At 72.6% G+C, this 14,896-nt stretch carries 10 protein-coding genes; 2 read left to right on the forward strand and 8 right to left on the reverse strand.

From position 1 onward, the window contains the following. Position 1: 1 nt before the first annotated feature. The 7 genes from C4V41_RS30175 to C4V41_RS30205 all read right to left on the reverse strand — a co-directional run bounded on the left by C4V41_RS30175 (position 2) and on the right by C4V41_RS30205 (position 11,756). Complete coding sequence (locus C4V41_RS30175; protein WP_103959358.1) at positions 2-1,921, reverse strand: molybdopterin biosynthesis protein; 1,920 nt, start codon at positions 1,919-1,921, stop codon at positions 2-4. Then, positions 1,918-3,138 carry a molybdenum cofactor synthesis domain-containing protein gene (locus C4V41_RS30180; RefSeq protein ID WP_103959359.1) on the reverse strand — a complete coding sequence of 407 codons (1,221 nt, stop codon included), beginning with the start codon at positions 3,136-3,138 and terminating at the stop codon, positions 1,918-1,920. Before C4V41_RS30180 ends, C4V41_RS30175 begins: the two co-directional genes overlap by 4 nt. Further along, positions 3,135-4,880, reverse strand: coding sequence for an NAD(P)H-dependent oxidoreductase subunit E (locus tag C4V41_RS30185; RefSeq protein WP_103959360.1), 1,746 nt, complete (start codon positions 4,878-4,880; stop codon positions 3,135-3,137). The genes C4V41_RS30180 and C4V41_RS30185 overlap by 4 nt, the downstream gene beginning before the upstream one ends. Beyond that, positions 4,877-7,804: a formate dehydrogenase subunit alpha gene (fdhF, locus tag C4V41_RS30190; protein ID WP_103959361.1), complete on the reverse strand. Its 2,928-nt coding sequence runs from the start codon at positions 7,802-7,804 to the stop codon at positions 4,877-4,879. The genes C4V41_RS30185 and fdhF overlap by 4 nt, the downstream gene beginning before the upstream one ends. 115 nt (positions 7,805-7,919) lie before the next feature. After that, the gene (locus C4V41_RS30195) at positions 7,920-9,722 is read right to left on the reverse strand and encodes an aldehyde ferredoxin oxidoreductase family protein (protein ID WP_103959362.1); all 1,803 of its coding nucleotides are present in this window, start codon (positions 9,720-9,722) and stop codon (positions 7,920-7,922) included. 30 nt (positions 9,723-9,752) lie between these two features. Next, the gene (locus C4V41_RS30200; protein WP_103959363.1) at positions 9,753-10,598 is read right to left on the reverse strand and encodes an NTP transferase domain-containing protein; all 846 of its coding nucleotides are present in this window, start codon (positions 10,596-10,598) and stop codon (positions 9,753-9,755) included. A 63-nt stretch (positions 10,599-10,661) separates the two neighbouring features. After that, on the reverse strand, positions 10,662-11,756 hold the full coding sequence (locus tag C4V41_RS30205; protein WP_103959364.1) for an amidohydrolase family protein: 1,095 nt from the start codon (positions 11,754-11,756) through the stop codon (positions 10,662-10,664). 92 nt (positions 11,757-11,848) lie between these two features. Here C4V41_RS30205 and C4V41_RS30210 point away from each other — a divergent pair, with 92 nt between their 5' ends. Both C4V41_RS30210 and C4V41_RS30215 read left to right on the forward strand, forming a co-directional pair. Continuing rightward, positions 11,849-12,568 carry a TetR/AcrR family transcriptional regulator gene (locus C4V41_RS30210; RefSeq protein WP_103959365.1) on the forward strand — a complete coding sequence of 240 codons (720 nt, stop codon included), beginning with the start codon at positions 11,849-11,851 and terminating at the stop codon, positions 12,566-12,568. Between the two features lie 100 nt (positions 12,569-12,668). Beyond that, entirely contained in the window at positions 12,669-13,574 is a 906-nt protein-coding gene (locus C4V41_RS30215) for a CAP domain-containing protein (protein WP_160150431.1), read from the forward strand. An 88-nt stretch (positions 13,575-13,662) separates the two neighbouring features. Here the strand turns inward: C4V41_RS30215 and C4V41_RS30220 are convergent, their stop codons facing one another. Beyond that, positions 13,663-14,859 (reverse strand): hypothetical protein, encoded by a 1,197-nt coding sequence (locus tag C4V41_RS30220; protein ID WP_146103829.1) that lies wholly within the window; start codon positions 14,857-14,859, stop codon positions 13,663-13,665. Positions 14,860-14,896 lie beyond the last annotated feature (37 nt).

Raw genomic sequence — 14,896 nt, forward strand, 5'->3', positions numbered from 1 at the left:
GTCAGCGAACGCGGCGGCCCGTTTCGGCGCAGGAGTATCCGCCCAGCGCCTCCACCTCCGCGCGGAAGTCCGGTCGTTCCAGGAGCGCCAGCAGCGGAGCCAGCAGTTCCTCCGCCGGCGTGCCGGTACGCAGCACCAGGTCGTACGGCTCCTGGGCCACCGGGACGAAGTCGAGGCCGAAGGCGCGGGCGGCGGCGAGAATGCCCAGGCCGGCGTCCGCGCGCCCCGCCGCCACGGCCGCGGCCACCGCCAGGTGCGTGTGCTCCTCGCGGGAATAGCCGGGCACCTCGCCGGCGTCGATCCCGTGGCCGGCCAGCTCGAAGTCCAGCAGCGCCCGCGTGCCGGCGCCGCGCTGCCGGTTCACGTAGCGCAGGCCGGGCCGGGTCAGGTCCTTGATCCCGGTCAGGCCGAGCGGGTTGCCGGGGGCGACGATCAGCCCCTGGTCGCGGTGGACCAGCCTGATCACGGCGACGCCGGCGTCCGCGCCCATCAGCCGGTCCACGTACGGCAGCGTGTAGTCGCCGGTCGAGGGGTCCAGCAGATGTGACCCGGCCAGGTGGCACAGGCCGTCGCGCAGCGCCACGAGGCCGCCCAGCGAGCCGACGTTCGACGACGCCAGGGTGATGAGCGGGTCGGCGGCGCGCAGGGCGGAGGCCGCCAGGTCGAGCACCATGTCGTGGGAGCCGATCGCGACGATGGTCCGGCCGATCTCGGACAGCCCGCGCAGCAGCTCGACCCGTACCTGCTCCCCGGCATGGTGGCCCTCGAGGCCTGAGGGGACGACGAGCAGGCCGTCGGCGCGTACGAGCGAGGTGAGCACACCGGCGCCCCGGGGCAGCGGGGTGGCGACGAGCCGGTCTCGCACCCGTCCGAGGCGCACGCGTACCCAGTCGTCCATGCCGATGGCCGACGGCAGCTTCCTGGCCAGGTACGCCATCGCCGACGGGCGTTCCCGTGGCGCGGCGCCCTCCAGCTCGGCGAGCATCGGGGCCGCGAAGATGTCGAAGGTCAGCGCCGCCGACACCGGATAGCCGGGGACGCCGATCACCGGCGTCTCCGCGACCGCGCCGAGGACGACGGGATGGCCGGGACGCACGGCGACCCCGTGCACCGCGACGACGCCGGCCCCGGCGACCACGCGCGCGGTGTAGTCGTCGCGCCCCGCGCTGGAGCCCGCGATGAGCAGCACCAGGTCGGCGTCGCGGGTGGCCGCGAGGAGCACCGCCGTGATGGCCGAGGGGTCGTCGGGGACGATCTCCGTGACCCGCGCCTCGCAGCCCGCCTCCCGGGCCTGCGCCGCCAGCATCATCGAGTTCGTGTCGAGGATGTCACCGGGGGCGAGCTCGGCGCCGACCGGCCGGATCTCGTCGCCGGTCGGCACGATCACCACGCGCGGCGCGCGGCGGACGCCGAGCTCGGCCACTCCCGCCGCGGCGCAGGCGGCGACGTCGACGGGACGCAGCCGGTGGCCCTCGGGGAGCAGCAGCTCGCCGGCGCTGATGTCCTCGCCGATGGAGCGGACATGCTGGTACGGCGGGACCGCCGCCCGCAGCTCCGCCTCCCCCGCCGCGGTGTGGTGCACGTGCTCCCGCATGACCACGGCGTCGTATCCGTCGGGCAGCGGGTCACCGGTGTCCACGACGGCGAAGTCACCGGCGGCCAGGAGCACCGGGCTGGTCTCGGCCGCGCCGACGGTGTCGGCGGCGCGGACCGCGATGCCGTCCATGGCCGCCGCGTCGAAGGCGGGCGAGGACCGCAGCGCCCACACCGGCTCGGCCGTGACCCGGCCGACGGCGGCGCCGACCGGCGTTCTGAGCAGGCCGGCCCGGACCGGGCAGCCGGCCGCGGCGCGTGCCTCGCGCCAGACGGCGTGGGCCTGGGCGGCGGGGACGTCGGAGACGAAGGGACTTTCGGCGCTCATCGATACAGGATGACCTCTACCTCGGTGCCCGCGTCCAGCCCGGTGGCCGGTTCGGGCACGATCACATGGCCGTCGGCCCGGGCCAGCACCGACAGGAGCGCCGACGGGCCGAAGATCGGCTCGGCCACGCCGTCGCGTACGCCGACCTGGACCACGTCGAGCCGGCCGGCCGCCGACGCCAGATCGCGCGACAGCCGCGCACGCGTGCTCGGCTGCGGCGGCGGAACCGGGCACCCGGCGATGCGCCACAACAACGGCACGCCGACCTGCCCGAACACGACCAGCGCGGACAGCGGGTTGCCCGGCAACCCGATGAGCGGGACCCCGGAGCACTCGGCCAGCAGCGTGGGTTTGCCCGGCTTGATGGCGATGCCGTGGCACCAGACCTCGCCGATGGCGGCCACGGCGCCGGCCGTCTCGTCCCGCGCGCCGACCGACGAGCCCGCCGACACGACCACCAGGTCGGCGTCGGCCAGGACCGCGGTCAGCCGGTCCTTGAGCGCGCCGGGCTCGTCCGGGACGATGCCGGCGATCACCGGTTCGCCGCCCGCGTCGGCGACCAGCCCGGCCAGCGCGGAGGCGGTGGCGTCGCGGACCTGCCCGGCGGCGAGCCGGGCGGTGCCGGGCGGGACGACCTCGTCGCCGGTGGAGATGATCGCCACGCGGGGGCGGCGGTGCACGGCGACCTCGGTCACCCCCGCGGCGGCGAGAAAGCCCAGGTCGGGGGCGCGCAACGGCCGGCCGCCGGGCGCCAGGACGCCGCCCGCCGCGACGTCCTCGTCGGCGCGGACGATGCCGCCGCCCGGCGCGACCGGCCGGGTCACCTCGATCGTGCCCGGCATCGTCTCGGCGGTGTACTCCACCATGACCACCGCGTCGGCGCCGGACGGAAGCACTCCCCCGGTCGGCATCGCGACGCATCCCCCGGCCCGGACCTCGACGGTGGGCTCGGCGCCCATGAGCACCGCGCCGAGCAGGTCGAGGTAGGACGGCAGGCCGTCGGAGGCGCCGTAGGTGTCCATCGCCCGCACCGCGAAGCCGTCCACGGTGGACCGGGCGAAGCCGGGCAGCGCGGCGGGCGCCGTGATGTCCGCGACGGGCACCCGGCGTAGCGCTTCCGACAGCGGGACGCGCTCCGCGGGCGTGCGGCGCGCGGGCCGGAATCCGGCGCGGACCTCGGCGAGGGTACGTGCGGTGAAGAACTCTCTGCCGCTCAACGGTCCGGCTGCTCCGTCGAGCCTTCGGGCCGGGGCTGCGGGCGGGCCGCCGCGCCGCCCTTGTCGAGCCCGAGCACGGACACCACCGGCCCCAGCGCGACCTGCCCGAGCCCGCAGATCGACGTCTTGCGCATGGTCTCCTCCAACTGCAGGATCCGGCCCTTCTGCTGGTGATCGAGGGTGGCGGACCCGGAGTCGAGCACGCCGCGCAGCACCTCGTGGGCCTTGGTGGAGCCGACCCGGCAGGGCACGCACTTGCCGCACGACTCGTTGCGGAAGAAACGCAGCACGTTGGTGGCGGCGGCCAGCAGGTCGGTGCCCTCGGCGAGCACCACCAGGGCGCCGGAGCCGAGCATGGTCCCGGCCTCGGCGAGCGTCCCGAAGTCGAGCGCCAGGTCCAGCTTGTCGGGGCCGATGAAGTTGGAGGACGCGCCGCCCGGCTGCACGGCGCCGACCCTGGCGCCGCCGGGCACGCCGCCGGCCAGGTCGATCAGCGCGCGCACGGTGGTGCCCATCGGCACGCAGTAGACGCCGGGGTTCTCGACGTGCCCGGACACGGCGAAGAACTTCCAGCCGACGCTGTCGCCCTCGCCCTGCCCGGCCCACCATTCGGCGCCGCGTTGCAGGATCACCGGCACGTCGGCGAAGGTCTCCACCGAGTTGATCAGCGTGGGGCGGCCGTGCAGGCCGTAGTTGCCGGGGAAGGGCGGCTTGTTGCGCGGCTCGCCGCGGTGGCCCTCCATGCACTCCAGCAGCGCGGTCTCCTCGCCCAGGATGTAGCCGCCGGGCGAGACGAAGATGTCGAGGTCGAGGCGGCGGCCGCTGCCGCAGGCGTTCGCGCCGATCACGCCGGCCTCGCGCAGGACCGCGATTTCGGCGCGCAGGACGCGCTCCTCGGGGCCGTACTCGTGCCGGATGAAGATCCAGCCCTGCTCGGCCCCGGTCACGGCCATGCCGAGCAGGAGTCCCTCGATCACCAGGTGCGGCTGGTCGGTCAGGATCTGCCGGTCCTTGAACGTGCCCGGCTCGGACTCGTCGGCGTTGCAGATCGCGTATTTGACGCTGCCCGGCTCGGCCGAGGCGACCAGGCCCCACTTCTTGCCTGTCGGGAACCCGGCGCCGCCCATGCCGCGCAGCCCGGAGGCCTCCAGGGTGGCCACCACGCTGTCGGCGCTCATCCGGCCGGCCAGCAGGGCGCGCAGGCTCGCGTATCGGGCCGAAACATCGGAACCGGCCGGGTACGGGTCGTTCGGCCAGGGTTCGGCGCGTCCCGTCACGGTGGCCTCGGCGAGGTCCTCGTCCCGCGCGGCGGCCACGAGCGCCTCCACGCCGGCGACGGGCGCCGGGTGCTCGTTGACGGCCAGCGCCGGGGCGCTGTCGCAGCGGCCCAGGCAGGACACCTCGGTCAGCTCGATCTCGGCGTCGTCGCCGTAGCGCTCGCGCACCTCGGCGATGCGGTCGTCGGCCGAGCGCAGCCAGCACGACAGGTCGTGGCACACGTTGACGGCCACCTTGGCGGGCGGGGTCGTGCGGAAGTGCGGGTAGAACGAGATGAGGCCCTCGATCTCGTACAGTGGCCGCCGCATGGTGCGGCCCAGCTCTTCGAGCTCCTCGCGCGGCAGCCAGCCCAGCCGCGCCTGGATGGCGTTGAGCGCCGGGATCAGCGATGGCCCGGGGAACTTGCCGGCTCGTGCCTCGACGCCGGGAAGCCGCCGTTGGGCCGGCTCGAAACTCAGGGTCATTCGGACACCCTCCCGGCGGGGCTCAGGGCCTCGACCTGAACCGCGCAGAACTTGAACTCGGGGATCTTGCCGTAGGGGTCGATCTCGTCGATCGTCAGCAGGTTCGCCGCCGCCTCCCGGAAGTGGAACGGGATGAAGCAGTTGCCGAGCTGCTCGCGGTGGGAGACGCGTACCTGCAGCTCGATGGCGCCGCGCCGGGAGTGCACGCGGGCGAGCTGGCCGTGCGACAGGCCGCGGTCGGCGGCGTCCTTGGGGTGCATGTACACCTCGGCGATCGGCGAGATCGTGTCGAGCGCGTACGAGCGCCGCGTCATCGACCCGGTGTGCCAGTGTTCGAGCAGCCGGCCGGTGTTGAGGACCAGCGGATATTCCGCGTCCGGCAGCTCCTTGGCCGGCAGCCAGTGGGCCGGGACGAGGTGGGCGAGGCCGTCGTCGGTGTTGAACCGCTCGTCGAACAGCACCACGGTCCCGTCGGAGTGGTCGGGGTCGGCGTTGGGGTAGAGCTTGCCGCTCAGCCCCAGGTTGTCGTGGCGCAGGTTCGCGTACGACGGCATGAGCGCGACCATCTCGTCGAACACCTCACCGGGCGACGAGTAGGACCAGTCGAGGCCGATCCTGCGGGCGAGGTCCTGGATGATCTCCCAGTCCACCCGGGCCTGCCCCGGCGGGTCCATCACCTTGCGGCCGAGCTGCACGCGCCGGTCGGTGTTGGTGTAGCTGCCCTCCTTCTCCAGGTACGACGACGCCGGCAGGATGACGTCGGCGAACTCCGCGGTCTCGGTCAGGAAGATGTCCTGCACCACCAGGAAGTCGAGCTGCGACAGCGCCTTGCGGACCTTGTTGATGTTGGGGTCGGACAGGAACGGGTTCTCGCCGAGCATGTACATGCCGCGCACCCCGCCCGGCTTCAGCACCGACCCGATGATCTCGGTGACGGTGAGACCGCGTTCGGGGTCGAGCTCGGCGCCCCACGCCTCCTCGAACCGGCGGCGGGTGCCCTCCCGGTCGACGCCCTGGTAGTCGGGGTAGAACATCGGGATCAGCCCGGCGTCGGAGGCGCCCTGGACGTTGTTCTGTCCCCGCAGCGGATGCAGCCCGGTGCCCGGTTTGCCGACGTTGCCGGTGATCGAGCACAGGGCGATCAGGCAGCGGGCGTTGTCGGTGCCGGTGGTGTGCTGGGAGATGCCCATGCCCCAGTAGATGACGCCGGCCTTGGCCTCGCCCCAGACGCGCGCGACCTGCCGGATCAGGTCCGCGTCGACGCCGGTGATCTGCGCGGCGCGCTCCGGCGGGTAGTCGTTGACCGTGCGGACGAGTTCCTCGAAGTTCGACACCCGGGCCTTGATGAACTCCCGGTCGATCAGGCCGAGGCGGATCACCTCGTGCATGACCCCGTTGTAGAACGCCACGTCGGTGCCGGGCTTGACCTGGCAGTAGTAGTCGGCGTGCTCGGCCACGGTGCTGGCGCGCGGATCGACATAGATGATCTTCGTGCCGCGCCGGCGGGCCTGCTTGAAGAAGGAGCTGGCGACGGGGTGGTTCGCCGTCGGGTTCGAGCCGGTGATGATCACGACCTCGGCGTTGGCGACGTCGCCGTACGTGGTCGAGACCGCGCCGGAGCCGACGCCCTCGAACAGCGCGGCCACCGACGAGGCGTGGCAGAGCCGGGTGCAGTGGTCGACGTTGTTCGTGCCGAACCCGGCCCTGATCAGCTTCTGGAAGAGGTACGCCTCCTCGTTGGAGCACTTCGCGGAGCCGAACCCCGCGATGGCGGCGGCACCCTGCTCGGCGTGGATCTCCTTCAGCCGCCGGGCGACGAGGTCGAGCGCCTCCTCCCAGGTGGCCTCGCGGAAGTGCGGCAGCACCTCGTCGTAGTCGACCAGGCCGCCGGGCTTGCGGCGGCCGTCCTTGCCGTTCTTGCTCAATCTGGCGCTGCGGTTGCCGCCGCCCCCGGCGCGTCCCCGGTCGTTGTGGGTGTCACCGCGCACGTCCGCCGACAGCGGGCCCTTGGGGTAGGACGACTCTTTCCTGATCAGGGGCATGGTCAGGCGCTGGGGCGAGGCCGCGTAGTCCCAGCCGTAGCGGCCCTTGACGCACAGCCGGCTCTTCGAGCCCGGCTGGTCGCGGCCCTCCGCGAAGGCGATCGCGCCGCGCGACCGGTCGACGTAGTAGGTGAGGGCACAGCCGACGCCGCAGTAGGGGCACACGGTGTCGACCGCGTCGAGCTCCTCGCGGGGCCGGATGGGGATGTTGTTGATCGCCTTGTTGGTCAGGGCGCCGGTGGGGCACGCCTGGACGCACTCGCCGCAGGTCACGCACGAGCTGGCGCCCATCGGATCGTTGAGGTCGAAGGCGATTCTGGTCGAGTAGCCCTTGCCGGAGCGGCCGATGACGTCGTTGCCCTGGATGTCGTCGCAGGCGCGGACACAGCGGTCGCAGAGGATGCACGCGTCGTGGTCGACCGCGATCACCGGGTTGGAGATGTCCAGGCCCCGGCCCGAGCCGCACGGCAGGTCGGTCGTCTCCTTGGCCACGTCGAACCGGTCGGCGAGGCCGAGCAGCAGGTTGTCGCCGGTGGTCGTCTGTTTCGGGTCCTCGGCGCGGGCCGGCTGGTCGGAGAGCAGCAGCTCGGTCAGGGTGGCGCGGTTGCGCTCCAGCTCCGGGGTGCTGGTCTTGACCTGCATGCCGTCCTCGCACGGGCGTACGCACGCGGCGGCGAAGACCCGCCCGCCCGTGTCCACCACGCACATCCGGCAGACCCCGACCGGGTCATAGCGTTCGTCGTGGCACAACACCGGAATGTCGATGTCCAGCGCCTTCGCGGCATCGTAGATGCTGGTGCCCTCCGGCACGGTCACAGCGCGGCCGTCGATCTCGGCGGTCACGGTCCGTACGGCGGTCGCCGGCTCCTCGAGCGTCGTCATCTCAACCTCATCCGCAAGCCGGTATACAGAATACGGCATACACCATGTAGAGCAATTTACCCCTTAGGGAGACCGATCTTCTACCCCCTCGCCGGTTCCGCAACACACCACCTCGCTACCCGTCCAGCAGGAGATCCGCCAGGTCGGTCGCCGCGACGCGCCCCTCCTCGTCCAGGCCGCGCACGGCGTAGTAGCCGGCGACCATCGACCGCAGCCGGCCCGCGTCCAGCGCCGCCCGGCGGCCGGAACCGAGCTCCAGCGGCGTCTCCAGCATCCGCGCCGGGAGCGTGTCGTCGGCGGCGGTGGCCCCCTCGCGCAGGTTGAACGCGCGTTTGGCCCGGACGATCCGCCGGGCGGTCTCCCGCAGCTCGGCGGCGTCCAGCGGCCAGCCGGTGACCAGCGCCAGCAGCCCGGCCCACTCCGTGAAGGGGTCGTCGAAGACACCGCGCAGGAACTTGCAGAGGATCATCGAGTCCATGACCGCGGCGCGGTCTTCGGTGTCGACGGCGGCGGCGACGTGGGCCGCGCCGCCGGCCAGCCGGTCGAGCTCGCCCGACAGGTCGGCCTCATAGGCGCCGGACCGGTTGTGATCGGCTCCTCTGGCGTTCACCGCCAGCCCGAGCGCCATCGCCTGGAGGCTGCGCGGCTCGTAACCGGGCAGTTCCAGCCCTTTGACCTGCGGCGCGAAGTCGATCGAGGATCGCCCGACCACACCGGCCGCCCGGCGCGAGCCCTGGGCGAGCAGCTCCCCCAGGCCCGGCGAGCGCTCCCCGATCGCGTCCAGCGCGCGCAGCAGCGCCGCGCCGTCGCCGAACCGCAGCCACGGCTCGTCGAGCAGGCCGCGTTCGGCGCACTCCATGGCCCACGCGATCGTGCCACCCGCCGAGATGGTGTCGATGCCCAGCTCGTCGCAGCGCGCGCTGGCGGCGAACACCTCGTCGGGGTCGGACACACCGCACAGCGGGCCGAGCGCGAAGACGTTCTCGTACTCCATCCGCTGTTTTCCGCCGCCCTTGCGCGAGTAGATGTGCTCGCAGCCGATGGAGCACGACGCGCAACTGTTGCGCGCCACCCCGCGCAGCTCGTGCAGCTCCTCGGCGGCCAGCCGGGGCGCGCCCTCGAACGTCGCCGCGGTGAAGTTGCGCGTGGGCAGGGTGCTGACGGCGTTGAAGGCCAGGAGGTTGGCCAGCGTGCCGAGCTCCCGGTATTTCGCGGTGGCCGGGCCGAAACTGCGCCGGCGCAGGTCGCGGGCGGCGGCGAGGACTCCGGCCTGGTCCGCCACCGACACCTTGGTCGCCGCTCTGACCAGCACGGCCTTGATGTTCTTGGCGCCCAGCACCGCGCCCAGGCCGCCCCGGCCGGCGTGGCGGCCGTCGTGGCTGATGGTCGCGTAGCGCACCTGCCGCTCCCCCGCCGGGCCGATGGCGGCGGTCTGCCAGTTGCGTCCGAAGCGCTCTCTCGCCGCGGTCTCCGCCTGCGCCGCGGTCATCCCGGCGAGTTCGGGAGCCGGTTCGAGGCGTACGTCGGCGCCCTCGATCAGCAGCACCGACAGCTCGGCGGCCCGGCCGCGGATCACGATCGCGTCATGCCCGGTCAGCTTGCCGGAGATGGCGAACCGGCTGGAGGCGAGGGCGTCGGTCAGCAGCCCGGTCAGCGGCGACTTGGCCACGACCGCGAACTTCGCGCTGGTCGTCAGCGGGGTGCCGACCAGTGAGGAGAAGACGAAGGCCAGCGGCGCCCCGGGGGCCAGCGGATCGACCCCGGCGGGCGCCAGCCGATGCAGCAGCCAGGTGCCGAGCCCGACGCCGCCCAGGTAGGAGCGCAGGACCCGCTCGCTCAGCTCGTAGGGGACGCCGGTCGCCGCCCCGCCGTCGACGTCGACGAGCAGGGCTCGTCCGAAGAACCCGCCAGGCACCATGTCACGACTCTACGACCGGCCGGCCATTCCTCAGCCACCCGCGTCCGCCGACAGGAAGGCGACGGTGTCCCCGGCCACCAGCGGCAGTGATCCGTCCCGGGTGACCTGGTCGCCGTTGAGCGCGGCCACCACGTGACGATCCAGGGCCAGCCCGGCGGCGGTGGCCGCCTCCCCGAGGGTGGCGGCCCGGATGGCGCGCGGCCGGTGGCCGCCCTTCTTCGCGAGCGCGCCGAAACACTCCACCACGACCTCCGGCGGCTTCCGGTCCCGGGCCGCCGCGTAGTCCTCCGGCGAGTTGACGTTCACCACGGACTCCAGCTCCGGGTCGTGCCGCGCGAGGGCGGCGTCGGCCAGCAGTTCGTCGTCGCTCAACTGGACCGCCTCGCAGTGCTTGAACAGCATGCCCGGCCGTAGATCGCCCGCGGCGAGGAGGTCCGTGACCAGCCCGGCCAGGGCGGTCGCGTACCCGGCGGCCAGCGGTTGCCGGAAACCCCGGGCGACCGGCAGCGCGACGTCCGTCCCCGGGACCATGGCGCGCATGACGCGGCGGACGAAGGCCGGGTGCAGGAACGGCAGGTCGGTGGAGCACACGAATGCCGTCTCGGCCCGATCGGCCACCGCCGCGAGCCCCACGGCCAGCCCCTGCATGGGCCCCAGCCCCTCCACGGGATCCTCGGCCACCGCGACGCCCGAAGGCAGGGCGGGGAGCTCCTGCCCGGGCGCGGCCACCACGACGACCGGCCCGTCGACCGCCCTGGCCAGCACCGCGGCGGCCCGGTACAACAACGTCGAACCATGCCATTCCAGCCACGCCTTCGGCTTCCCCATCCGCGTGGAACGCCCACCCGCCAGCACCACACCCGCAGCAGTCCGCATGCCCGCATGCTAGGCGACGCCGCGCTTCCGAATTTCCTCGCCTGTGGCGCCGCCGGTGCCCGCCTACTCCTCGGTGGATTTCACGTCGGGGCCGCGGCTCGCCGATGGGCTGGAGCGATGTGCCACCGGCCGGTACGGGCCGCCTCTGGAACACAGGCGCTCCCAGTTCCCCGAGCCGATGGCCCTCTTCTCCTCGTCGGTGAACGGTGCCCGCTCCAGGAACGACCGCGCCACCCCGCCGCTGGTGTCGAGGTAGGGGAAGCCGCCGGGCCGGGTCCCGTACGTGTACGGGTAGTCGGTGGAGTACAGCATGCGCCCGGTCCCGACGACCTCCGCCGTCCACCGCAGGTAGCGTTCGCTGACCGTGCCGCTGCCCGCCACCCAGAAGTTCTCGCGGAAGTAGTCGGCGAGCGGGCGTTCGAGCCCGGCGCCGGGCGCCAGGATCCCCGTGTGGTCGAGGTAGAACAGGACGACCTCGCCCCAGTGCCCGGCGATCACCTGCAGATCCGGGTGGCGGTCGAACACCCCGGAGAAGATCATGCGCAGATACTGCACGCCCAGGTCGTAATACCAGCCCAGCCCGGGGCCGGCCAGGGTCATGCCGACGCGGCCCAGCCCGGAGTAGTACGCGTCCAGGACCGCCTTGACCGGAGTCTGCGGGTGGAAATGGAGCGGCACCCGCAGCCGCGCGGCGGTGGCGTAGAGGTCGTCGAACTCCGGCGCGTCGGCGAGCAGGTCGCCCGTGCGCCCGTACAGCATGGCGCCGCGCAGGCCGAGCTTGGTGACCGCGCGTTCCAGCTCCGCGGCGGCCGCCTCGGGCGCGGGCGTGGGGATGGCCGCGAGCGCCTGGAACCGGTCCGGGTTGCCGGCGACGATCTCGGCGAGCGTGTCGTTCACCTCCCGCGCGAGGCTCACGGCGTCAGCCGCCGCCACGTTCTGCACCCCCGGTGAGTTCACCGACAGCACCGCGACGTCCACGCCCTGGTCGTCCATGTCCGCGAGGCGCAGGCCGGCGACGTCCCGCAGGCGCCGCGCCAGCGGGTCGTCGCCGAAACCGAGCTGCGGCGTCCGCGGCACCCCCGCCCGCGCCCACGCTTCGAGCAGGACCGGCAGGGCCACGTGCTCCTCAAGACCCACGATGCGCATGCGCTCCGACATCTCTGACTCCCGATGCGTTGATTCCACTGGAAACACTTTAACGGTATCAGTGATAGTCACATTGATACGACCCCGGCCGTATCATTGCTCCCATGGCCAGGAGGACAGAGCCGACCCGACAGAGGGTGATCGAGGCCGCGGCCGATCTGCTGGCGCGCGAGGGGCGCGAGGCGGTCACCACCCGCGCGGTGGCGGCCGCGGCCGGGGTGCAGCCCCCGGCGATCTACCGTCACTTCGCCGACATGGACGGGCTGCTCGACGCGGTGGCCGAGCATGGTTACGCCAGGTTCCTCGAGGCCAAACAGGCCGTCGTCCGTCCGGACGACCCGGTCGAGGACCTCAGAGCGGGCTGGGACCTCGCCGTCGAGTTCGGGCTCGCCAACCCCGCGCTCTACGCGACGATGTACGGCGAGCCCCGACGCGGCACGGACTCGGCCGCGTTCAGGACCGGCATGGAGATCCTCCTCGGGCGCATCCGCCGCCTCGCCGCCGCGGGCAGGCTGGGCGTCGACGAACGGCTCGCCGCCGCCCTCATCCACGCCACGGCGCGCGGCGCCGTGCTCACCTGGCTGTCACTCCCCGAGGACCGGCGCGACCCGGCCCTGCTGACGGCCATGCGCGAGTCCATGGTCACCGCCGTCACCACCGAGAAGCCGGCCGTACGCGAGCCGGGCCCCGCGGGCGCCGCCCGAGCGCTCCGCGCCGTCCTGCCCGAACGGACGGCGCTCAGCGAGGCGGAACAACGGCTCCTCGGCGAGTGGCTCGACCGCCTCGCCGGCGACGGCGAGCACCCGCATCAAGCCTCTGGTTGACATCTATCACAGAGGCGAAATGTCCAATTTTGCGTGACAAGTCCGGTCGTGGGGCGACAGAATGCGGGACCACCAGCCTCTCCCGCCTCTGGAGGAACCCATGCGCAGACCCCTGGGGGTACTCGCCGCCGTCGCCGGCCTCGCCGCCTGTGCCCCGTCCGCCGACCAGCCGCCGGCCGGGGCGGCGGCGGTGCCCGAGGTGACCGCGCCGGCGTCGGCGTCGGCACAGCCGGCGCAGACCAAAGAGCCGGCTCCTGAATCGGACGATTGCCGCGTGAGCGTGGCCAGGCCGGACCTCTCCGCCCTCAGGATCGAGACCTCGGCCACCCGCCGTGGCTGTGTGCACCCGGCGCTGCTGCGCGTCCGGGTCAAGCGCGCCGTCCCCGGCGCCGATCGGGTCGTCAAGAGCGGCGCCACCAGGAAGGGCCGCATCAGTCTGCGACTGCCCTGCGAGCCGGGTACGTACTACGCCGTCGCCACCGACTACCGGGGCGGCACGGCCAAGTCGAAGGCCGTACGCGTGACGTGCGCGACCCCCACGCCCACCCCCAGCCCCACCCCCACTCCCGCGGCGAGGGAGACGAAGGCGCCCGCGGTTCCCGAGTCCGGCACCTCCGTCGGCACGGCGCTGGAGAACCAGGTCGTCCGGCTGACCAACGCCGAGCGGGCCAAGGGCGGCTGCGGCCCGCTCAAGCACGACCCGCGGCTGCGCAGGGCCGCGTTCGGGCACTCGGCCGACATGGCGAAGAACGACTACTTCGAGCACGACTCCCAGGACGGCCGCGACATGTCCGACCGCATGCGCGCGGCCGGCTTCTCCGGCTCGGCCTGGGCCGAGAACATCGCCATGGGCCAGCGGTCGGCGGCGGAGGTGGTCCGGGGCTGGATGAACAGCAGTGGCCACCGGCAGAACATCATGAACTGCTCGTACACCCTCATCGGGGTGGGCGCGGCCAAGGACGGCCAGGGGCAGATCTACTGGACGCAGGACTTCGGCGCCCGCTGACCCGCGGACACCGCCGGGCGCCCCCGGCCGCCCCCGGCCGCCCCCGGCCGCCCCCGGCCGCCTCGTGCGGCCGAGGGCGGCTCCCGCCTTACGCGATCTTCTCCAGGATGTACGTGCCGGTGCCGTCGGCCATGCCCATGCTGTACTGGCGCAGCACCTGGTTGTTCGCGACCACGGCTTGGCCCGCCATGAAGCCGCTGCTCTTGACCTGGAAGCCGATCTTGTCCGAGCCGGGCACGTCACGGTAGAGGTAGAAGCGCTGACGGTCGTCCACGGTCCGGCAACTCTCCTCCTGGAGCCTGCCGCCCTCGCTGGCCGTCTCCCCGGAATGCAGCGTCAGGCACTTGGCATCGCCGTAGCGGGTGATGATGACGTGTTCGGTCATGCCGTTGCTCACCGGCCCCTGGCACAGGAGCCATTGGGCGCGGGTGGAGCTCGACCAGGCCTGCAGGCGGATCTCGTCGGTGCCGTCCTGGTTCCACCAGTTCAGGAGCCGGTCAGGGGTGCCGATCCGGTAGTAGCCCGGGTCGCACGTGAACCCCGGAGGCACGGCGAGCGGCGCCACCACGTCTCCCCCTCTGGACGGCTCGTCCGCCCGCTGCCGCCCGGCCTCCTCCTTGGCGGCCCGGCCGTCGCAGCCGAGCTGGATCTGCGCCTGCCGCATGATGCTGTTGGCGGGCACGACGTCCTCGCACCGGATGGCGCCTTCCTCCATCACCGTGTACGTCGTGTAGGCGCCGCCGGGGCGCTCGATCCACTCGGTGGCGTACTGGCCGCCGCCCTTGTCGACGCGGCCGCAGTTGATGCTGCCGTACTCGCCGGTCACCTTCCTGGTCCCCTTGAACAGGCCGTAATAGCCGGGAGCGACGAAGTTCCAGGTCATCTGGGTGCTCTCGCGGTCCGTGGAGGAGGTGGTCTTGGTGACCGTACGGTTCACGAACGCCTGGACGTTGCCGAGCACGCCGAGGTTGAAGGTGGCCGTGATCTGCGTGATCGTACCGACCGCCACCTGGATCTGGTTCGTGTGCTCCAGGGTGACGACCTGCGAGCCCGTCGTGCCGGACGTGACGAAGAACGTCTTGAAGTGGGTGATCGTGGGGGTCAGGGTCGCGCTCTTGACCAGCGGGTGGCGCTTTCCGAGGTCGGCGGCCGTACAGGGCTGACCGACCACGGGATCCGCGGCCGCGGTGGCCGTACCGCCCATCGCGATCGTGCCGATCGCCGTCGAGGTGGCGAACATCGCCAGCGTGAGCGCACTCCTGAGCCAAGGACGTAAGCGTGTCACTGGGATCTCCCTTCGGCCGGGCCTGGGGGGAAAGGCT

Origin of the sequence: Nonomuraea solani (genome assembly GCF_900108335.1) — a bacterium.
In the GTDB taxonomy this organism is placed as follows: Bacteria; Actinomycetota; Actinomycetes; order Streptosporangiales; family Streptosporangiaceae; genus Nonomuraea; species Nonomuraea solani.